Raw genomic sequence first — 20,499 nt, forward strand, 5'->3', positions numbered from 1 at the left:
GGGTCACAAAAGGCCCGCGATATTGAGGCAGTGACAGGCATGTCGGGCGGAGTCCCCCCGAAAGTAGTGGTGTTGATGGGCGGCCCATCTGCCGAGCGCGAGGTCTCGCTCGCCACCGGCAAGGGGTGTGGCGAGGCGCTGCGCAGCGAGGGGTTCGACGTTGTCGAACTCGATGCCGGGCGCGATCTGGTGGCCCGTCTGGACGAGATCAGGCCCGATGTCGTGTTCAATGCGCTGCATGGCCGTTGGGGCGAGGATGGCTGTGTGCAGGGGATGCTCGAATGGCTGGGCCTGCCCTATACCCATTCGGGGGTTCTGGCCTCGGCGCTGGCCATGGACAAGCAACGCAGCAAGGAGGTCTACCGTGCCGCGGGGCTGCCTGTGGTCGAGAGCGTTCTGGCCCGCCGCGAGGATGTGTCGGCACGCCATGTGATGGCGCCACCCTATGTGGTCAAACCCTATAACGAAGGCTCATCCGTGGGCGTCTATATCGTGCACGAAGCCGCGAACGGTCCACCGCAACTGGCCGAGGACATGCCCGATGTCGTGATGGTCGAGACCTATGCGCCGGGGCGCGAATTGACCACCACGGTGATGGGGGGCGAAGCGGGTGATCCCGGGGCGCTGGGTGTCACCGATATCGTGACCGATGGCTGGTATGATTATCACGCGAAATATTCCGAAGGCGGCTCGCGGCACGTGGTGCCCGCCGATCTGCCCGCCGAGATTTACGATACCTGCCTCGAGTATGCGCTGCGCGCGCATCGGGCGCTGGGGTGCCGCGGGGTGACCCGGACCGATTTTCGCTGGGACGAGGCGCGGGGGCTTGATGGTCTTGTCCTGCTTGAAACCAACACCCAGCCGGGGATGACGCCCACGTCGCTGGCCAACGAGCAGGCCGAGACCCGGGGCATCAGTTTCGGCGCCTTGTGCCGCTGGATGGTAGAGGACGCGTCATGCAACCGATGACCGGCGAGAAGCGGGTATCGAAGCCGGACCCCGCCCCGAGCCGGTGGGCCTATCGCTTTCAGCGGCTGATGTTGACGCCGGTTTTCCGCAACCTGCTGCGGTTCGGCGTGCCCTTTGGCCTGTGCCTGCTCGCAGGGTTGATTTACCTTTCCGACGAAGGTCGCCGTGATGCAATTCGGCTGGCAATTGCCGATATCCGGACCGAGATTTACACCCGTCCCGAATTTACCGTGCAACTGATGGCGGTGGACGGGGCGAGCGACGGGGTGAGCGAGGATATCCGCGAAATCGTTCCCTACGATTTTCCGGTATCGTCCTTTGATCTCGATCTCGAAACGATCCGGCAGGACGTTGCCGGTTTGGCCGGGGTGAAAAGCGCAAGCGTGCGCATCCGCAATGGCGGTGTGCTTCAGATCGACGTCGTCGAGCGTCAGCCCGTGGCACTGTGGCGGGATGCCGATGGACTTTACCGCGTCGATATCGAAGGGGTCGTTCTGGATGACGTGGCGCATCGGGCCGCGTATCCCGAACTGCCGCTTTTGGCAGGAACCGGCGCAGACCGGCATTTGCAGGAAGCAATGGCCATATATGCAGCTAGCGGACCACTGGCCCCGCGGCTGCGTGGGCTGGTGCGCAAGGGCGAGCGACGCTGGGATGTCGTTCTGGACCGGGGGCAGAGAATCCTGCTGCCCGAACATGCGCCGGTGCAGGCCCTGGAACGGGTGATCGCGCTGTCGGATGCACAGGACATGCTGGCGCGCGATCTCGTGGCAGTGGACATGCGCCTGGCCGAGCGCCCGACGCTCCGCATGAGCCAGAACGCGGTCGAGAACTGGTGGGAAATCAGAAGTATATCGGTGGAGAACGACGGATCATGATCGAGCTCTATGAATCTCAGAGGGCGATGCGCAACATGCGCAAGGCGGCGATGCAACGCGGCGTGGTGGCCGTGCTGGACGTGGGCACATCCAAGATTGCCTGCCTGGTGCTGCGCTTTGACGGGGTCGACCCGGCCGGAGGCGATGTCGGTTCGATGGCGGGCCAGGCCGGGTTCCGGGTGATTGGCGCGGCGACCACACGATCGCGCGGCGTGCGGTTCGGCGAGATCGAGGCCATGGCCGAGACCGAACGCGCGATCCGCACGGCGGTGCAGGCAGCGCAGAAAATGGCCAATATCCGCGTCGATCATGTCATCGCCTGTTTCTCGGGGGCGGGGCCTCGCAGTTACGGGCTGGCGGGCGAGGTCGATCTCGATGGGACGGTCGTGACCGAACAGGATATAAGCCGGGTGCTGAGCGCCTGTGATGTGCCCGATTACGGGCAGGGCCGCGAAGTCCTGCATGCACAGCCGGTGAATTTTGCGCTCGACCACCGTTCGGGCCTGATTGACCCACGCGGGCAGATGGGCACACGCCTGGCCACGGACATGCATATGGTGACGGTCGAGGCGGCCGCGGTCCAGAATCTTGCCCATGCGGTGCGGCGTTGTGATCTGGAACTGGCGGGGGTCGCCAGCTCGGCCTATGTCTCGGGCGTTGCGGCGCTTGTCGAGGACGAACAGGAACTGGGCGCCGCCTGTATCGACATGGGCGGCGGCACGACCGGCATTTCGATCTTCATGAAAAAGCACATGATCTATGCCGATGCGGTGAGCATGGGCGGCGACCACGTGACCAGCGATATTTCACTGGGGCTTCAGGTGCCACCCGCCACCGCCGAACGGCTCAAGACCTTTCTGGGCGGTGTCGTGGCCACGGGGATGGATGATCGCGAGATGATCGACCTCGAAGGCGAGACCGGCGATTGGGAACATGACCGGCGTCAGGTGAGTCGGGCCGAGTTGATCGGGATCATGCGTCCGCGGGTCGAGGAGATTCTCGAAGAGGTGCGCGTGCGGCTGGATGCGGCCGGGTTCGAGCACCTGCCGAGCCAGCAGATCGTGCTGACCGGTGGGGGCAGCCAGATCCCGGGGCTTGACGGGCTGGCCTCGAAAATCCTTGGGCAGCAGGTGCGTCTGGGCCGACCGATGCGGGTGCACGGATTGCCACAGGCGGCGACCGGGCCGGGTTTTGCCAGCGCCGTGGGCATGTGCCTTTTCGCGGCCCATCCGCAGGATGAATGGTGGGATTTCGAACTGCCGGTCGAGAAATACCCCGCCCGCTCGCTGCGCCGCGCGGTCAAATGGTTCAAGGACAACTGGTGACTGGCCGACAGATCGTGTGCCGGTTGTTCGATGGCCCCGGCCTTGTTTGGAAAACCTGAGAGGTGATTTGGAGCGGGTAGCGGGAATCGAACCCGCACTTCAGGCTTGGGAAGCCGGCGCGCTACCACTACACCATACCCGCTGCGCACCGCCCTAGATAGCCCTGCGTGGTGGCCTGTGCAAGTCGGTTTTCCGCGATCTTGCACAGCGTCGATTCGTTCCCGGGTCAGGGTCCGGCCTGCAATCGGGCCTCGCCCGGGGTCATGCCGGTCCAGCCCTGGAAGGCCCGGTAGAAGGAGTTGGGATCGCGATAGGCCAACAGGAACGCGATTTCCTGCACCGACAGGTTGGGCCGGGCGAGGTAATGCAGCGATAGTTCAGCCCGGGTCTGATCGAGAATGACCTGAAACGAGACGCCTTCGGCGTGCAGTTTGCGTTGCAGGGAGCGCCGGGACAGGGCCAGCCGGGCACAGACCGCATCGACCGAGGCCTCGCCACCGGGGAGCAGGTCAACGAGCACGCGGCGTACCCGGTCGGTGATCGTGGTGGCGCGCCGCTCGGCCATTTGCTGGCGCAGGGAGCTTTCGATCAGGCGGTATTGATCCTCGTTGGCGAATATCATCGGGCGGGTCGCATCGGCCGCGGACAGGATCATTTCGGTGTGGTCTGTTCGCCCGGGCGTGGTTCCGAAAAAGGCCCGCAGGTCCGTGTCGGTGTGGGTTTCGCCGGGCAGGCCGAGTGCGACCGGCACGATCGGTGCCGCGGTCAGGTGGCGGCAGCATTCGAGGAAGAAAACCAGTTCGAACATCGCCAGAAGTGGCGGCATCGGCGTGCCCCGTGGCATCGGCAGCCAGCGCAGGCGCAAACCGATTTCGGTTTTCTCGGCATCGACATGAAGCGGCGCGACGAGAGGTTTGAACAGGGCCAATCGTTGCACCCCGGTCGCGATGTCGGGGCTTGAGGCAAAGGCCTGGACCGCCGGGACCATCGGTCCATGCGCCATCGCGCGCCCGAGATCGAGGGCAAGGCCCGGGCGTCCGGCCTCGGCCTCGGCGGCATGCCAGAGGTCAAAGAACTGCCCGGCCGTCACGCCGCGGTGATCGGGTTCGAGCAGCGCCGGGGAGAGCCCGGCGCGGCGCAGCAATCGCCCGGGCGGCAGGTCCATCGCCTTTGCGGCGTGAACCAGTTGTGGGCCAATGGCGAAATGATCGGGCAGGCGCATCGGTTTCGTTTCGTCCTTCCTGTGCGGCGGCGTGAAGCCGGGCTTGGTGGCGATTTCCGGCCAGCGGCGGCGGGTTGGCGCAGTTTGAATGCGTTTTGGCGCGATATGCAAGTTTCAACAGCGGGAATCCGGGTTACATTAAGCAGGAACGCGGAACAGGAGACGGTGATGCAGATCGTGGTGGATGGTGTTGCCCATGAGGTGGATGTCGAAGAGGACATGCCGCTTTTGTGGGTGCTCAGGGACGAACTGGGAATCAAGGGCGTGAAATATGGCTGCGGGATCGCGCAATGCGGGGCCTGCACGGTGCATATTGACGGCGAGGCGGTAAAATCCTGCCAGGTCTTTGCCGGTGATGTCTGGGGTGAGGTCACGACGATCGGGGCAGACGTGGGCGGGTTTCCCGTCTTGCAGGCCGTGCAGGCCGCGTGGATCGAACACCAGGTGGCGCAATGCGGATACTGCCAGTCGGGGCAGATCATGCTGGCCGCTTCGTTCCTGGGCGAGAACAGCGACCCGAGCGATGTCGAGATCGACGAGGCGATGCGGGCCAACCTGTGCCGCTGTGGCACCTATCCGCGCATTCGTGCGGCGGTGAAGGCGGCGGCCGAACGCGTCAGGGAGGGGTGATCATGGGCAAGGTTGGAAAGATCGCGCGGCGCACGTTCCTGATCGGGTCGGCGGCCGTTCTGGGGGGCGTGGCGTTTGGGTATGTGATGTACAAGCGTCCGGCGAAGAACCCGCTTCTCGACGGGTTGGGCGAGGGCGAGGCGGCGCTCACGCCTTACGTGCTGATCAATGCCGAGGGGGTGACCCTGATCACGCCGCGCGGCGACAAGGGGCAGGGGGCGTATCACGTTCAGGCGGCGTTGATCGCGGAAGAACTCGACGTTGATCTGGACAAGATCAAGGTCGATCCCGGCCCGCCCGACGCGGCCTATTACAACACCGCGCTGAGTGCCGAGGCGGTGCCTTTCGCCTATTATGACGAGGGGGTCATGGCCGAGACGCTGCGGGATGTGATGGATGCGCCGATGAAATTCCTGGGCATGCAGATCACCGGCGGGTCAACCACCGTGCCGGATGCCTGGGAGAAGCTGCGCGTGGCCGGGGCGGTGGCGCGCGAGACATTGAAGGCGGCGGCGGCCGAGGTTTCGGGGATCAACGTGACCGCGCTGGAAACCGGCGAGGGGCGGGTGATCCTGCCGGATGGCAGCGCGTTGACATATGAAGAGCTGGCACCCGTGGCGGCAGGGCTGAAGCCGGTGAACAAGGTGCGGCTGCGCGCGCCGGAGGAATGGCGCTATATCGGCAAGCCGATGAAGCGCATTGATATCGCGGCGAAATCGACCGGCACGCAGGACTACGGTATCGACGTGGAATTGCCCGACATGGTGCATGCGGCGGTGCGGCTCAACCCGCGCCGGGGCGGGGCCTTGAACGGGTTCGACGCGCAGGAGGCGCGCGGGATGCGCGGGGTCGAAGCGGTTTTCGAGATCCCCGGTGGGGTCGCGGTTCTGGCCGACAACACGTGGCGGGCCTTTCGCGCGGCCGAGACCGTCGAGTGTGACTGGGGGCCTGCGGATTACCCGGACGAACAGGCCGAACACTGGCAGGCGCTGGCTGAAAGCTTTGTTTCCGACCGGCAGGACTCGCGCCAGCGCGACGAGGGCGATGTCGAGGCGGCGCTGGGCGATGCGCCGATCGAGGCGGAGTACCGCGCGCCCTATCTGGCGCATGCGCCGCTTGAGCCGATCAACGCGACGGTCTGGGTGCAGGAGGGGCGCGTGGATGTCTGGACCGGCACGCAGGTGCCGCGCTTTGCCCAGTCGCATGTCGCGGAAATTTGCGGGGTGAAGGCTGACCAGGTGCATGTGCATGTGCTGATGATGGGGGGCAGTTTCGGTCACCGGCTTGAGGATGACGTGGTGATCCGGGCGGCACAGATCGCGATGCAGGCGGGCGGGCGGCCGGTCAAGCTCACCTATAGCCGCGAGGAAGATACGAGGCAGGATTTCCTGCGCCCCGCCGGGATGGCACGGATGAAGGGCGCGGTCGGGAATGGACAGGTCCGGGCGCTTGATCTGCATGTCGCCGCGCCGTCGATCATGGCGAGCCAGATGGGCGAGCGGCAGGGCCTGCCGATGCCGGGGCCCGACATGACCATCGCGCAGGCGGCCTGGGATCAGGCCTATGCGATCCCCGATTATCGGGTCACGGGCTATCGTGCGCCGCGACTTGCGCCGGTGAGTTCATGGCGCTCGGTCGGGGCGTCGATCAACGGGTTTTTCCACGAGGGGTTTCTTGACGAGTTGATCCATGCGGCCGGGGCCGACCCGCTGGAGGAGCGGTTGCGGATGTGTTTCCACGAGCCCACGCGCAAGGCTCTGGAGGCGGTGGGCGAGATGGCGTCATGGTCGGGACCGCGCCCCGAAGAGGGCGTGGGGCGCGGGGTGGCGTTGGTCACGTCCTTTGGTGTGCCCTGTGCGGAGATCGTCGAGGTGAGAATGACCGAGCTGGGGCTGCGGATCGAAAGGGTCTGGGTCGCCGCCGAGGTGGGCCGGGTGGTCGATCCGGTCAATTTCGACGGGCTGGTCAAGGGCGGTGTGGTGTTCGGGCTGGGCCATGCCATGCTGGGCGAGATCACGTTTGCCGATGGCCGGGTGGAGCAGGAGAATTACGATCTGTTCGAGGCGATGCGGATCGACCAGTGCCCCGAGATCGAGGTGCGTGGGTTGGAGAACGGCGACAAGGTTCTGGGCATCGGTGAGCCGCCGGTGCCGCCCGCCGCACCCGCGCTGGCCAACGCGATCTTTGCTGCGACCGGGCAGCGGTTGCGGGAGATGCCATTCTCGAAATTCGTCGATTTCGCATGACAATGTGAGGTGGTCGTGGGGGCGCTGCCCCCACACCCCCGAGGTATTTCGGGTCAGATGAAGGGGCGGCTTCGTGCTTGCGGCGAGGGCCGGCCCGACCTAGTTTGCGGGCAGCGTTTCGAGGGGCCGAGCATGATCTACAAGCTGCCGATCCGGGTGTATTACGAGGATACCGACATGGCCGGTATCGTCTATTACGCCAATTACCTGCGATATATCGAGCGTGGGCGCAGCGAATGGGTGCGCGAGGTCGGGCTCGATCAGAACCGGATGAAGGACCAGGACGGCATCGTTTTTGCCGTGCGGCGGGTCGAGGCGGATTACCTTGCGCCCGCACGTCTCGATGACGAATTGGTGGTCGAGACATGGGTAGAGAGCCGCAAGCCGGTGCGGATGGTCATGGGCCAAGAGGTCAAACGTGGCGAAAAGGTTCTGTTTCGGGCCATGGTGACGGTGATCTGCATGACGCTTGACGGCAAGCCGGTGCGGTTGCCGGACTGGGACGCGCCCGCGGGGTGAACGGCGGGAAACCGCCACCCGGGGTGCGGGTTCGAAAACGTGATGCAAAGCTGTTGGCTTTCCCCTTGAAAATCAGCTAATTTGGATCGCAACAAGGGCCGCAACAGACGGTCGAAACAACGAGCAGGCAGATGGAAGCAGAAACCCTTGCCCTGGCGCAAGAGATCGAGTTCACGTTGTGGGCGTTGTTCGCGCGTGCCACGATCACGGTGAAACTCGTGATGATCGTTCTGATCGTCGCGTCCTTTTGGTCGTGGGCGATCATTTTCCAGAAACTCATCGATTATCGCAAGGCGCGGCGCGAGGCGGCGCGGTTCGACCGGGCGTTCTGGTCGGGCGAGCCGCTGGATCAGCTTTTCGAACAGATAGGACCCGACCCCAAGGGGCAGTCGGAAAAGGTCTTTGCGGCCGGCATGATCGAATGGCGACGTTCGCACCGGGCGGATGGCAGGTTCATCGCCGGGGCACAGGCCCGTATCGACCGGTCGATGGATGTGGCCATCGCCAAGGAAGCCGAAGGTTTGCAGGCCGGTTTGCCGGTGCTGGCGACGGTGGGATCAACCGCACCATTCGTGGGGTTGTTCGGCACGGTGATCGGGATCATGAATTCGTTCATCGAGATTGCGCAGCAGCAGAACACCAATCTCGCCGTTGTGGCGCCGGGTATTGCCGAGGCGCTTCTGGCCACCGGGCTGGGCCTTTTGGCGGCGATCCCGGCGGTGATCTTCTACAACAAGCTTTCGGCCGACAGCGACCGGATCATCGCCAGCTACGAGGCCTTTGCCGATGAGTTCGCCACCATCCTCAGCCGTCAACTGGACAGCTGAGATGGGGGCGGGGGTCATCAAATCGTCGGGCGCGGGTGGCGGATCGCGCCGCAGGCGCCGGGGCGGGCGCGCGGTGCCGATGAGCGAGATCAACGTGACGCCCTTTGTCGATGTGATGCTGGTTCTGCTGATCATTTTCATGGTGGCCGCGCCGCTGATGACGGTGGGTGTGCCGGTCGAGTTGCCCAAGACGGCGGCCAATGCGCTGCCGAGCGAGGCCGAGGAGCCGTTGACCGTAACGATCACCGCCGAGGGTGTGGTGCTGTTGCAGCGCACAGAAGTGGGGCGTGACGAGCTTTTGGCCAAGCTGCGCGCGGTGGCGGTCGAGCGAGCCAGCAACCGGGTTTTCCTGCGGGCCGACGGGGCGGTGCCCTATGAACAGGTGGTGCAAGTGATGGGGGCGCTCAATCGCGGCGGGTTCTCGAATATCGGGCTGGTCACGGATATTGGCGGCCCATCGCTTGACGAGACGGGGAACTGACGGGTTCGAGCATGAACACCGGTCAGATCATATCCGCGGTGGGGCACGTGGGCTTCATCGGCTGGTTGCTGTTCGGGGGGCAGTTCGATGCCGAGCCCCTGCCGTTCGAGGTCAGGGATGTGACAGTGATTTCGGGCGAGGAGTTCGAGGCGATGATGGCGGCGCAGCGCGCACCCGAGACGGTCACGGACGTGGCGACGCCGCAAGCGCCCGAAGCGGATCAGCCGCCAGAGCCCGACATGCCGTCAACGCCGGATATCACGCCGGAACAGGCCGAACCCGAGGTGGTCGAAACACCGCCGCCCGATGAGCCGCCGGAAACCGCGGCGCCTTTGCCGCAGCCGCAAGAGATCGAGGACCGGCCGCCCGAGATTGCGCCCCCCGCCGAGGAGGAAAGCGCGCTTTTGGTGCCGCAACTCTCTGCGCGCCCGCAAGCCCGGCCCGTCGAGCGCGTCGCCCCCGTGCCGGTGGCTCAACCGCCCGAGCCCGAAGCGGCGCCGGATGAAGTGGTGCGCGAAGAGACCGCGGATACGCCGGCCGAAGAGACCCGCCCCGAAGAAGAGGCCACCGCGCCCGAGGAATCCGTGACCGACATCACGCCCGAGGCCGCCGATGAGGTCACGGCCGCTCCGCGCCAATCGGTGCGCCCACGCCCGCGTCCGCGCGCCACCGCACAGGTGGAAGATGGCCCGGGTGCCGATACTGCCAACGCGGTGAGTTCGGTGCTGCAACAGGCGCTTGGGGACGAGAGCGGAGCATCGGAGGATCAATCGACGGCCCCCGCACTGAGCGAGGGAGAAGTCGATGCGCTTATACTGGCAATCTCGAATTGCTGGAATGTTGATCCCGGTTCGACTGCCGCCGAGGTTACGGTTGTGGTATCAGTGGCGCTGAACCGCGATGGGACATTGGCCGGCTCGCCCAGCCTCGTCTCGGCGCAAGGTGGCGATCAGGGCGCGCGTGATGCTGCCTTTCGCAATGCGCGCACGGCGGTCATCGCCTGTGGTCGTGGCGGGTTCGACCTGCCGCAGGAAAAATACGAAAGCTGGCGTGAAATCGAGATGACGTTCAATCCGGAGAAAATGAGGCTCAGATGATGATGAGACTGATCGGAACCTTCATGATGATGCTTGTTGCCGCGGGGCTGTTCGTGACCCCCGCGCAGGCGCAGAACGGACCACTTCGGATCGAGATCACCGACGGGGTGATGGAACCCTTGCCCTATGCGGTGCCCGATTTCGTGCCTGAGAACGGGGCGGCGTCGCAGATGGCCGTGAACATCGCACGGGTGGTTGCGGCTGACCTGAGCGGAACCGGGCTTTTTCGCGAGATCGGCAAGGAGGCCTATATCAGCCAGATCACCAGTTTCTCCAGCCCGGTCGAGTTTGCCGACTGGCGGGCGATCAACGCACAGGCGCTGATCACCGGGGCGGTGGCAGTCGAAGGCGACAACGTCACGGTGAAATTCAGGGTCTGGGACGTGTTTGGTGGTCAGGAACTGGGCAACGGGCTGCAATTTGCGGGCACCACAGGCGGGTGGCGGCGGATGGCCCATAAAGTGGCCGATGAAGTCTATAGCCGGATCACCGGCGAGTCCGGGTATTTCGATAGCCGCGTCGTGTTCGTGAGCGAGACCGGGCCCAAGGACGACCGCCGCAAGCGACTGGCGATCATGGATTATGATGGCGCGAACGTCCAGTACCTGACCGACAGCACGTCGCTGGTGCTTGCTCCGAGATTCTCGCCCACGGGCGACCGCGTACTCTATACCAGTTTCGAGAGCGGTTTTCCGCGGATCTATATTCTGGACGTGGCCAATGTCGGCCGCCGTGGTTTGCAAAGTCGCGAAGGCACGATGAGTTTTGCACCGCGGTTTTCGCCGGACGGTCAGCGGGTGGTATTCTCGCTCGAAACGGGAGGCAATACCGATATCTACTTGATAGACATCTCGACCGGGGCCGAGACGCGCCTGACGCGCGCGCCTTCGATCGAGACCGCGCCCAGCTATTCACCCGATGGCAGCCAGATCGTGTTTGAAAGCGACCGCTCCGGCTCGCGCCAGCTTTACGTGATGCCGGCGACCGGGGGTGAGGCGCAGCGGATCAGCCAGGGCAGCGGCAATTACGGCACCCCGGTCTGGAGCCCGCGCGGCGACCTGATCGCCTTTACCAAGCAATCGAAAGGCCGGTTCCACATCGGCGTGATGAAAACCGATGGCAGTGCCGAGCGGCTCTTGACGGCGTCGTTCCTTGAAGAGGGGCCGACATGGAGCCCGAACGGGCGGGTGATCATGTTCACCCGCGAGACGCAGGGCGCGCAAGGACAAGCAAGCCTTTATACGGTCGACATCACGGGGCGGAACCTCAAGCAGGTGCGCACACCCGACGGTGCATCCGACCCGTCATGGAGCCCGTTGCAGAAATGAAGGGGCGGCGGAATTTCGAAAAATTCGATGCCCGACCGAGAGCAGATTCACACAGGCCCTGCCTTGTGGTAGTAGTAGAAACAGAAAAACCTATGAGGCTTGACACATGACCTATCTGGCGAAATCCATCCTGCTCGTGGCGGGGCTTTCCCTTGCGGCCTGCACCAATGCGGGCCGGTTCGACAACGATGGCACGGGGGCGGGAGCAGGCAGCGATGCCGCTATCGCGGGCTCGGCAAGCGATCCGAAATCTCCGCTCTATTTCCAACAGGCGATTGGTGATCGGGTGCTGTTCGAGGTGGACCGTCAAACGCTCGATGACGAGGCCAAGCGGGTGCTTGACGGGCAGGCAAGCTGGTTGACCACGAATGCCGACTATAATGTCATCATCGAAGGCCATGCCGACGAACAGGGCACACGTGAATACAACCTTGCCCTTGGTGCGCGCCGGGCCAGTGCCGTGCGCGAATACCTGATTTCCCGCGGCATTTCGTCGAACCGTTTGAAAACCGTGAGCTATGGCAAGGAACGACCGATCGAGATCTGTAGTGAAGAAAGCTGCTATGCCAAGAACCGCCGCGCGGTCACCGTTCTGGCCAGTGGACTGACCGGGTGACGGCATGAGGACCGGAGTGCAAGGCATGCGGTGGGGTCTGGGACTTCTGGTGGCAGTTTTCCTGGCTGGCACCGGGGCGGCGCAGGATCGCTCGCAGACGCTGGCCGATATCCGGCAGGATCTTACCGTTCTTCACGTGGAGCTTCAGAAGCTCAAGCGCGAGTTGTCCACCACGGGGGCCTCGGGTGCCGTGGTACAGGGCGATTCCGTGCTTGATCGTGTCAATACGATCGAGGCCGAGGTGCGGCGCCTGACGGCCAAGACCGAAGAGCTGGAAATGCGGATCGGCAACATCGTGCGCGACGGGACGAACCGTGTTGCCGATCTTGAATTCCGTCTTGTCGAGCTTGAGGGCGGGGACGTCAGTCAACTCGGAGAAACGACCACATTGGGTGGGGCGCAGGAAACACAGGGATCGGATGCCGCCGCCCCGGCGGATCAGTCCACGCAAGACCCGGAAGGCCCGCAACTTGCCATGGGGGAACGGGCCGATTTCGATGCGGCGCAAAAGGCCCTTGACGAGGGACGCCATGACGCGGCGGCCGACGGGTTTGCCCGGTTCAACGAGACCTATCCCGGTAGCCCGCTGGAAGTGGCGGCGCATCTGGGTCGTGGTCGTGCGCTCGAGGCATCGGGGAATTTGACCGAGGCGGCACGGTCCTACCTGGCGGCGTTCAGTGCCGATCCGGATGGCAAGGACGCCCCGGATGCGCTGTTCGAGCTGGGGCGCGGGCTGGGTCGGCTGGGGCAGACCAACGAGGCCTGTGTCACGTTGCATGAGGTCGGCACACGGTTTCCCGGGGCCGCGGCAGAGACCAAGGCACGCGAGGAAATCCAACGCCTCGAGTGCCAGTGAGCGAAGCCGCGGACGCCGCCCTTGTCGATGCGGTGGCGCGTACGTTCACGGCCACGCCTTTCGATCATGTCGGCGTGGCCGTCTCGGGCGGTGGCGACAGCGTGGCCTTGTTGCTTCTCATGCAGGATTGGGCGGCACGTTCCGGCGCGCGGTTGAGTGCGGTGACATTCGATCACGGGTTGCGGGCGGAGGCGCCACAAGAGGCTGCGATGGTGGCCCGGCTCTGCCGTGAACGCGGGATCGCGCATGACATCCTGACTTGGGCGGGCTGGAACGGGCAGGGCAACCTTCAGGCTTCGGCGCGCATGGCCCGTTATCGCGAGATCGCGCAATGGGCACGCCAACGCGGGGTCGAGGCGGTCGGACTTGGTCACACATGCGACGATCAGGCCGAAACCTTCGTGATGCGATTGGCGCGCAAGGCGGGCAGTGACGGGCTGAGGCGGATGGCATCGCGTTTCGAGCGCTACGGGATGGAATGGGTGCGCCCGTTGCTTGGGGTCGAGCGGTCGATGCTGCGCCGATATCTCGAGCGACAGGGGGTCGGATGGGTTGAAGACCCCAGCAATGCCGATGACGGGTTCGAACGTGTCCGGGTGCGCAAGGCGCTGGAGGTTCTGGCCCCGCTGGGGATTGATGCGCAAGTGTTGGGGGCGGTGGCAGAGAACCTTGCCTCGGAAAACAGCCTGTTGCGTCAAACCGTGCAGCAGGCCCTGCACGGCAAGGTCGTGGAACGGTGTGGGGCACTGTCATTGAGCCATGACGATTTCCAGGCGCTGCATTCCGAGGTGCGGCGGCGGTTTCTGAATGCGGCGCTGCAATGGATTTCCGGGGCGCAGTATTCGCCACGCTCGACTGCGCAGGGTGGGTTCGAGGCTGTGCTGCTCGGGCGCGGAACGCAGACCCTGGGCGGGGTGATCGGCTGGGTCGCGCAGGATCGGGTGTGGCTTGCACGCGAGTATCAGGCGGTCATGGATTTGCATGGATCGCCCTTCGACGGACGATGGCAGATCGAGGGGCCGTTGGACGGGATGGATATTCGCGCCCTGGGTGCAGAGGGGTTGCAGCAGTGCCCCGATTGGCGCGATCTGGGCCTGCCGCGCCGGGTCTTGCTGTCCCTTCCCGCGGTGTGGGACGCGGGTCGGCTTGTCTGGTCACCGGTGTCCACGGCCGAAACCCGCCACAAGGCTGTGCGGATCGGGCCAAGCTTCGAGAACTGGCTATGTCGGGATTGAACCTTGGCCCGCGATGTCTATTTTAGTCCAAAGGTTCCTGTGATAAGCGCGGGGCCAGAGTTTTTCATGGGAGATTTGCCTTGGGCAACGCGAGAAATATCGCCTTCTGGGTCGTGCTGTTTCTTCTGATACTGGCGCTGTTCAATCTTTTCAGTGGCGGTGGAAACACGCTGCAAAGCCGGGAAATAAGCTACTCCGAATTCGTAAGGGCGGTTGAGCAGGACCGGGTAAGTTCGGTCACGCTGGATGGTGAGCAGGTGCGTTATCGCGCAGACGATGGTCAGGATTACGTGACAATCAAGCCCGAGGATGCCGAGGTCACGCAGCTTTTGATCGACAGGAACATTCCGGTCAAAGCCGAAAGCCAGCAACAATCGGGTTTTCAGACCTTCATCCTGAGCCTGCTGCCGTTCCTCTTGCTCATCGGTGTGTGGATTTATTTCATGAACCGCATGCAGGGTGGCCGGGGCGGCGGAGCCATGGGCTTTGGCAAGTCCAAGGCCAAGATGCTGACCGAGAAGTCGGGGCGCGTGACGTTTGACGACGTGGCCGGTATCGACGAGGCCAAGGAAGAACTCGAAGAGATCGTGGAATTCCTGCGCAATCCGCAGAAATACAGCCGTCTTGGCGGGCAGATTCCCAAGGGCGCGCTTCTGGTTGGGCCGCCGGGCACCGGTAAGACGCTTCTGGCGCGCGCGATTGCGGGTGAGGCGGGGGTGCCGTTCTTTACCATTTCGGGCTCGGACTTCGTGGAAATGTTCGTCGGTGTGGGCGCGAGCCGGGTGCGTGACATGTTCGAACAAGCCAAGAAAAACGCGCCCTGCATCGTGTTCATCGACGAGATCGACGCCGTGGGTCGCCACCGTGGAGCGGGCTATGGCGGTGGCAACGACGAGCGTGAGCAGACGTTGAACCAGTTGCTGGTGGAAATGGACGGGTTCGAAGCCAACGAGGGCGTGATCATCATCGCCGCAACCAACCGCAAGGATGTGCTGGACCCTGCACTGTTGCGGCCGGGCCGCTTTGACCGCGAGGTGACGGTGCCCAATCCGGACATCAAGGGGCGCGAGAAGATCCTGAGCGTGCACGCCCGCAAGACCCCGCTCGGGCCGGATGTCGATCTGCGTATCATTGCGCGCGGCACGCCCGGCTTTTCCGGGGCCGATCTGGCGAATCTTGTGAACGAAGCCGCGTTGACGGCGGCGCGCGTGGGGCGGCGCTTTGTCGCGATGGAAGATTTCGAAATGGCCAAGGACAAGATCATGATGGGCGCCGAACGGCGGTCCATGGTGATGACGCCGGCGCAGAAGGAAATGACCGCCTATCACGAGGCCGGGCATGCGATTGTCGGACTGACCCTTCCGAAATGTGACCCGGTCTACAAGGCGACGATCATTCCGCGCGGCCAGGCGTTGGGCATGGTGATGTCCCTGCCTGAAATGGACCAGCTGAACTATTTCAAGGATGAGCTGGAACAGAAAATCGCGATGACCATGGCGGGCAAGGCTGCCGAGATCATCAAGTACGGCGAAGGCGCGATTTCGAACGGACCGGCCGGTGACATCATGCAGGCCTCGGCGCTGGCCCGGGCGATGGTGATGCGGTGGGGCATGTCCGACAAGGTGGGCAATATCGACTATCAGGAGGCAGCCGAAGCATTCCGTGGCAATGGGGCGGGTGGTTTCTCGATCTCGGCCCATACCAAGGAACTGATCGAGGACGAGGTCAAGCGCATCATTGATGCGGGTTATCAGCACGCGCGAAGCATCCTGGAAGACCGTCAGGAAGACTGGGAGAAGCTTGCGCATGGTCTTCTGGAATACGAAACCCTGACAGGTGAAGAAATCGAGCGCGTGATCCGTGGTGAGCCGCCGCACAAGGGCGATGACGATGCGGCCTCCGGCGAAGGCAGCGCCCCCTCGGTCGCGGCGATTCCCAAGACCAAGCCGCGGCCCAAGCCCCGGGATGACGGTGAATTGGAACCTGAGCCGACCGCATGAGCGGGTCAACGATGACAACGGACTGGAATCCCGGGGCCTATGCCAGGTTCCGGGATTTGCGTTTGCGCCCGGCGATTGACCTGATGCTGGCGGTCCGCTCGGTGGGCGGCGGTGATGTGATCGATCTTGGATGTGGGACAGGGGCGATGGGGCCGGTCCTGCGGCAACGTTACTTGGGGCATCGCATCGTGGGCGTGGATGAGAGCCCCGCCATGTTGGCCAAATCGGCCGAGAGCGGTGCCTATGACGCGTTGGAGGAGCGCAACATCGCGGACTGGTCGGTCGAGCGCGCCGGGTTGATCTACTCGAATGCGGTGTTGCATTGGCTCAAGGATCACGAAGTGCTTTTCCCGCGTCTGGCGGAAATGCTGGCCCCCGGGGGAACATTGGCGGTGCAGATGCCGCATCAGAACAACGCACCATCGCACAGGGTCTGGCTGAGCCTCGCCGAAGAGCTTTTCCCGGGACGGATCGACGTGGATGCGGCCCCCGGCGTGATGAAGCCTGCGCGCTATCACCATCTGCTTTCCGGGTTGGGGGCGTTGTCGCTGTGGGAAACGGATTACTACCAGATGTTGAGCGCGGATCAGGGCGGCCATCCGGTGCGGCGTTTCACCGAAAGCACCTTTGCGCGCCCCATCCTTGCGGTGCTGGAGCCCGATGAGCAGGCTGAACTGATCCGGCGTTATGAAGAGGTGATGGAAAAGGCCTATCCGCGCGGGTCCGATGGCGCGGTGCTGTTCCCGTTTCGCCGGGTGTTCTTTACCCTCACTATGTGACCGGAGCGTCAGGGCCCGATCGTGACGGTGGTATGTTGTGTGCCAAGGTGTTGACCGTCCCGCTGGAGCGAGACCTGGCCATGATAGACGCCTTTCGGCCATGCCGATCCGCTACGTCGTTTGCCGGCCGCGCGAAAGAAAAGCCCCATGGGGTTTTCAAGTTCGACGGTATGCGAGATGATTCTTGATCCATCGGGCGCATTAATCTCGAGCATGACCCGATCGCCCGGTCGCCCCCCGAAGGCAAATCCCCAGACCACCAGTGCAGGAGCGTCGGCAGGCAGATGCACGGTGGCGGCGCGGCCCGATTTCACGTGATCATAGGCGGGAACCGCATCGGAAAACCCGGCGCTGAGCATGCCGCCCGGGCGATAGTGAGGTGCCGGGTCTTGCCACAAGGTGCGCCGGGGCATTTCTTCGCAGGCGTGATCTCCATCCGGATTGAAAGGATCGACGGCCTTTCCATCATGGCGCAGCGAGACATGCACATGCGGAAACTCGGTCCGCCCGGAAAGGCCAACCCGGCCAAGGGGCGCACCGGCCTTCACGCTTTGGCCCTTGGTAACGGAAACGCTGTCCTTCTGGAGGTGGCAATACTGCGTCTGCCAGTCTTCTCCATGGTCGATCACCACGCCGTTGCCGCATTCCCGATCCTTGACCGCGGCAGGATCTTCCAGAAAGACACCATCTGTCATCCCGTCGCGCAGAGCCGTCACGCGCCCGGCGGCGGCAGCATGCACCGTGACACCGGCGGTCATTGCTGCGCGGGAGATCAGGGCGAAATCGGTGCCCTTGTGGCCATCGTAAGACAGGGGGCCGCAGGTGAAATCGGCGTAGCCGGGGCCTGGATCGTGATCGACATAGTTCTGGATATAGCAGTCTTCCCCGAGCGTGCAGTCGATGGGCTGGGCAAGCCGCGGTGCCTCGCCCCGCAGCGGCAGGGCGAGACACATGCCAGCAAGCGTCACAACGGCTAGAAACAGCGGTTGCGACACGGTCCTCTCGTGCCGATCCCGGGACAAGGCCCCGGTCAATCCGCAGTCAACAGCCGAGGTTTGTCGCCTTTGAGGCGGGGATTGCCCGGGCCGTCGATCCGCAGTTCAAGCTCGCCATCCTTGACGCCGACCTGCACCACACCACCCTTGGCCAACTTGCCGAAGAGCAACTCTTCGGCGAGCGGTTTCTTGATGTATTCCTGAATCACCCGGCCCAGGGGGCGGGCGCCCATCTTGTCGTCATAGCCCTTGTCGGCGAGCCATTCGGCGGCAGACTTGGTCAGGTCGATCGTCACGTTGCGGTCCATCAGTTGTGCCTCGAGTTGAAGCACGAACTTCTCGACCACTTGCAGAATCACCTCTTTGGGCAACGGCGCAAAGGACACGACGGCATCGAGGCGGTTGCGGAATTCCGGCGTGAAGGTGCGCTCGATCGCGGCGGTATCTTCGCCCTCGCGGCGGTCGCGGCCAAACCCGATCGCCGCTTTGGCCTGTTCGGTGGCTCCGGCATTCGACGTCATGATCAGCACGACATTGCGGAAATTCACCGTGCGCCCGTTATGGTCGGTCAACTCGCCGTGGTCCATGACCTGAAGCAGGATGTTGAAGACATCCGGGTGCGCCTTCTCGATCTCGTCGAGCAACAGAACGCAGTGGGGATGTTGATCGACCCCATCTGTCAAAAGCCCGCCCTGATCGAAACCGACATAACCCGGAGGTGCACCAATGAGGCGCGAAACCGCGTGTTTCTCCATGTATTCCGACATGTCGAAGCGCAAAAGTTCGACCCCGAGGGTATCGGCCAGTTGCTTGGCCACCTCGGTCTTGCCGACACCGGTGGGCCCGGCGAAGAGATAGTTGCCGATGGGCTTCTCGGGTTCGCGCAGGCCGGCGCGGGCAAGCTTGATTGCCGACGCCAGTGTGTCGATGGCCTTGTCCTGACCGAAAACCACGCGTTTGAGCGATTTTTCGAGATCCCTGAGCACTGCGCTGTCATCCTTGGACACGCTTTTGGGCGGGATGCGCGCGATCTTGGCGACGATGGCTTCGATTTCCTTCACGCCGATGGATTTGCGGCGTTTGGACTGGGCCAGCAGATGTTGGGCGGCCCCGGCCTCGTCGATGACGTCAATGGCCTTGTCCGGCAGTTTGCGGTCGTTGATGTAGCGCGCCGAAAGCTCGACCGCCGTCTTGATCGCGTCGGCGGTGTATTTCACGCTGTGGTGATCCTCGAAATAGGGTTTGAGGCCCTTGAGAATCTTGACCGCGTCCGAGACGGAGGGTTCGTTCACGTCGATCTTCTGGAACCGGCGCGAGAGGGCGCGGTCCTTTTCGAAATGCTGGCGGAATTCCTTGTAGGTGGTCGAGCCCATGCAGCGCAGCTTGCCGCCCTGAAGCGCGGGTTTGAGCAGGTTCGAGGCATCCATCGCCCCGCCCGAAGTGGCTCCGGCGCCGATCACGGTGTGAATCTCGTCGATGAAGAGCACCGCGTCGGGGTGGTCTTCGAGCTCGTTGACCACGGCTTTGAGCCGCTCTTCGAAATCACCGCGATAGCGTGTCCCGGCCAGCAGTGCGCCCATGTCGAGCGAAAAGATCGTGGTGTTGGACAGCACCTCGGGGGTGTCGCCGTTGACGATCTTGTAAGCGAGCCCTTCGGCGATGGCGGTCTTGCCGACGCCGGGATCGCCCACCAGAAGCGGATTGTTCTTGCGGCGGCGGCACAGCACCTGAATGCAGCGCTCGACCTCATGCGCGCGACCGATCAGCGGATCGACATCGCCCTTGCGGGATTTCGCATTGAGATCAACGCAATACTTGGCCAGCGCGGAGTCCTTCTCCTCGCCCCCGGGGGCGGTCTGCGCCTCTTCCTCGATCTCGGCGCCCTGGACCGGGCGGGCTTCGCCGAAGGCGGGATCTTTTGCGACACCATGGGCGATGAAATTGACCGCGTCATAGCGCGTCATGTCCTGTTCCTGAAGGAAATAGGCGGCGTTCGATTCGCGTTCGGCGAAGATCGCGACGAGAACGTTGGCGCCGGTCACCTCGGTTCGGCCCGAGCTTTGGACATGGATCGCGGCGCGTTGAATCACCCGCTGGAACGCGGCGGTGGGCACCGCTTCGGAGCCTTCGATCTCGGTGATAAGGTTGGACAGGTCGTCGTCGATGAACTCGACCACGGTCTGGCGGAGTTGTTCGACATCGACCGAACAGGCCTGCATGACGCGGGCGGCGTCGGGTTCGTCGATGAGCGCCAGAAGCAGGTGCTCCAGCGTTGCGAATTCGTGTCGGCGGGCATTGGCGAGCGCGAGGGCGCTGTGGATTGCCTGCTCTAGCGTGGTCGAGAATGAAGGCATGTTGTCCCCATGCTCCTTTAACTGCGTCATCGGGGAAGCACCCTCGGTGACTGTGGCCTCATAGTCTTAAAGTTTGGTCGATTGTGGTCGGGCTTCAAGGGTTTTCTTGAAGAAATATATCACATTTCCCACAGCCGACCGA

Annotated in this window: 18 protein-coding genes and 1 tRNA gene; 15 read left to right on the top strand and 4 right to left on the bottom strand. The window is 63.6% G+C overall.

Annotated features, from left to right (window positions below; all coding sequences use genetic code 11):
* The first annotated feature begins 39 nt into the window (after positions 1 to 39).
* Genes FLO80_RS11590 through ftsA form a run of 3 tightly spaced genes read left to right on the top strand, consistent with a single transcriptional unit; the run spans position 40 to position 3,172 of the window.
* Positions 40 to 969: a D-alanine--D-alanine ligase gene (locus tag FLO80_RS11590; protein ID WP_111366577.1), complete on the top strand. Its 930-nt coding sequence runs from the start codon at positions 40 to 42 to the stop codon at positions 967 to 969.
* Positions 957 to 1,847, top strand: coding sequence for a cell division protein FtsQ/DivIB (locus FLO80_RS11595; RefSeq protein ID WP_111366579.1), 891 nt, complete (start codon positions 957 to 959; stop codon positions 1,845 to 1,847). The genes FLO80_RS11590 and FLO80_RS11595 overlap by 13 nt, the downstream gene beginning before the upstream one ends.
* Positions 1,844 to 3,172 carry a cell division protein FtsA gene (ftsA, locus tag FLO80_RS11600; protein ID WP_111366581.1) on the top strand — a complete coding sequence of 443 codons (1,329 nt, stop codon included), beginning with the start codon at positions 1,844 to 1,846 and terminating at the stop codon, positions 3,170 to 3,172. The genes FLO80_RS11595 and ftsA overlap by 4 nt, the downstream gene beginning before the upstream one ends.
* A 68-nt stretch (positions 3,173 to 3,240) precedes the next feature.
* Here ftsA and FLO80_RS11605 read toward each other — a convergent pair.
* A tRNA-Gly gene (locus FLO80_RS11605) sits at positions 3,241 to 3,314 on the bottom strand.
* An 84-nt stretch (positions 3,315 to 3,398) separates the two neighbouring features.
* Positions 3,399 to 4,505 (bottom strand): AraC family transcriptional regulator, encoded by a 1,107-nt coding sequence (locus FLO80_RS11610; protein WP_111366583.1) that lies wholly within the window; start codon positions 4,503 to 4,505, stop codon positions 3,399 to 3,401.
* Between the two features lie 57 nt (positions 4,506 to 4,562).
* Between FLO80_RS11610 and FLO80_RS11615 the strand changes: the two genes are divergently transcribed.
* The 12 genes from FLO80_RS11615 (at position 4,563) to FLO80_RS11670 (ending at position 17,008) form a co-directional block, all read left to right on the top strand.
* A complete protein-coding gene (locus FLO80_RS11615) occupies positions 4,563 to 5,024 on the top strand; it encodes a (2Fe-2S)-binding protein (protein ID WP_111366585.1) in 462 nt (153 codons plus the stop codon).
* 2 nt (positions 5,025 to 5,026) lie between these two features.
* On the top strand, positions 5,027 to 7,270 hold the full coding sequence (locus FLO80_RS11620; protein WP_111366587.1) for a xanthine dehydrogenase family protein molybdopterin-binding subunit: 2,244 nt from the start codon (positions 5,027 to 5,029) through the stop codon (positions 7,268 to 7,270).
* 132 nt (positions 7,271 to 7,402) lie between these two features.
* Entirely contained in the window at positions 7,403 to 7,789 is a 387-nt protein-coding gene (ybgC, locus tag FLO80_RS11625; RefSeq protein WP_111366589.1) for a tol-pal system-associated acyl-CoA thioesterase, read from the top strand.
* A 131-nt stretch (positions 7,790 to 7,920) separates the two neighbouring features.
* Positions 7,921 to 8,616, top strand: coding sequence for a protein TolQ (gene tolQ / locus FLO80_RS11630; protein ID WP_111366591.1), 696 nt, complete (start codon positions 7,921 to 7,923; stop codon positions 8,614 to 8,616).
* A 1-nt stretch (position 8,617) separates the two neighbouring features.
* Complete coding sequence (gene tolR, locus FLO80_RS11635; protein ID WP_111366593.1) at positions 8,618 to 9,097, top strand: protein TolR; 480 nt, start codon at positions 8,618 to 8,620, stop codon at positions 9,095 to 9,097.
* 11 nt (positions 9,098 to 9,108) lie between these two features.
* Entirely contained in the window at positions 9,109 to 10,194 is a 1,086-nt protein-coding gene (gene tolA, locus FLO80_RS11640; protein WP_111366595.1) for a cell envelope integrity protein TolA, read from the top strand.
* A gap of 2 nt (positions 10,195 to 10,196) precedes the next feature.
* Entirely contained in the window at positions 10,197 to 11,522 is a 1,326-nt protein-coding gene (tolB, locus tag FLO80_RS11645; protein WP_370330867.1) for a Tol-Pal system beta propeller repeat protein TolB, read from the top strand.
* 106 nt (positions 11,523 to 11,628) lie between these two features.
* Positions 11,629 to 12,138 carry a peptidoglycan-associated lipoprotein Pal gene (pal, locus tag FLO80_RS11650; protein ID WP_111366599.1) on the top strand — a complete coding sequence of 170 codons (510 nt, stop codon included), beginning with the start codon at positions 11,629 to 11,631 and terminating at the stop codon, positions 12,136 to 12,138.
* A 25-nt stretch (positions 12,139 to 12,163) separates the two neighbouring features.
* The gene (gene ybgF, locus FLO80_RS11655; protein WP_111366601.1) at positions 12,164 to 12,994 is read left to right on the top strand and encodes a tol-pal system protein YbgF; all 831 of its coding nucleotides are present in this window, start codon (positions 12,164 to 12,166) and stop codon (positions 12,992 to 12,994) included.
* The gene (tilS, locus tag FLO80_RS11660) at positions 12,991 to 14,229 is read left to right on the top strand and encodes a tRNA lysidine(34) synthetase TilS (RefSeq protein ID WP_188078280.1); all 1,239 of its coding nucleotides are present in this window, start codon (positions 12,991 to 12,993) and stop codon (positions 14,227 to 14,229) included. Before ybgF ends, tilS begins: the two co-directional genes overlap by 4 nt.
* Before the next feature lie 80 nt (positions 14,230 to 14,309).
* A complete protein-coding gene (gene ftsH, locus FLO80_RS11665; RefSeq protein ID WP_111366605.1) occupies positions 14,310 to 16,229 on the top strand; it encodes an ATP-dependent zinc metalloprotease FtsH in 1,920 nt (639 codons plus the stop codon).
* A gap of 11 nt (positions 16,230 to 16,240) precedes the next feature.
* On the top strand, positions 16,241 to 17,008 hold the full coding sequence (locus FLO80_RS11670; RefSeq protein ID WP_111366874.1) for a methyltransferase domain-containing protein: 768 nt from the start codon (positions 16,241 to 16,243) through the stop codon (positions 17,006 to 17,008).
* Positions 17,009 to 17,016: 8 nt separating this feature from the next.
* Here the strand turns inward: FLO80_RS11670 and FLO80_RS11675 are convergent, their stop codons facing one another.
* The gene (locus FLO80_RS11675; protein WP_246156662.1) at positions 17,017 to 18,003 is read right to left on the bottom strand and encodes a M23 family metallopeptidase; all 987 of its coding nucleotides are present in this window, start codon (positions 18,001 to 18,003) and stop codon (positions 17,017 to 17,019) included.
* Positions 18,004 to 18,038: 35 nt separating this feature from the next.
* Positions 18,039 to 20,357: an ATP-dependent Clp protease ATP-binding subunit ClpA gene (clpA, locus tag FLO80_RS11680; protein WP_111366876.1), complete on the bottom strand. Its 2,319-nt coding sequence runs from the start codon at positions 20,355 to 20,357 to the stop codon at positions 18,039 to 18,041.
* Positions 20,358 to 20,499 lie beyond the last annotated feature (142 nt).

It is taken from the genome of Aquicoccus porphyridii, assembly GCF_008369105.1.
Taxonomy (GTDB): Bacteria; Pseudomonadota; Alphaproteobacteria; order Rhodobacterales; family Rhodobacteraceae; genus Aquicoccus; species Aquicoccus porphyridii.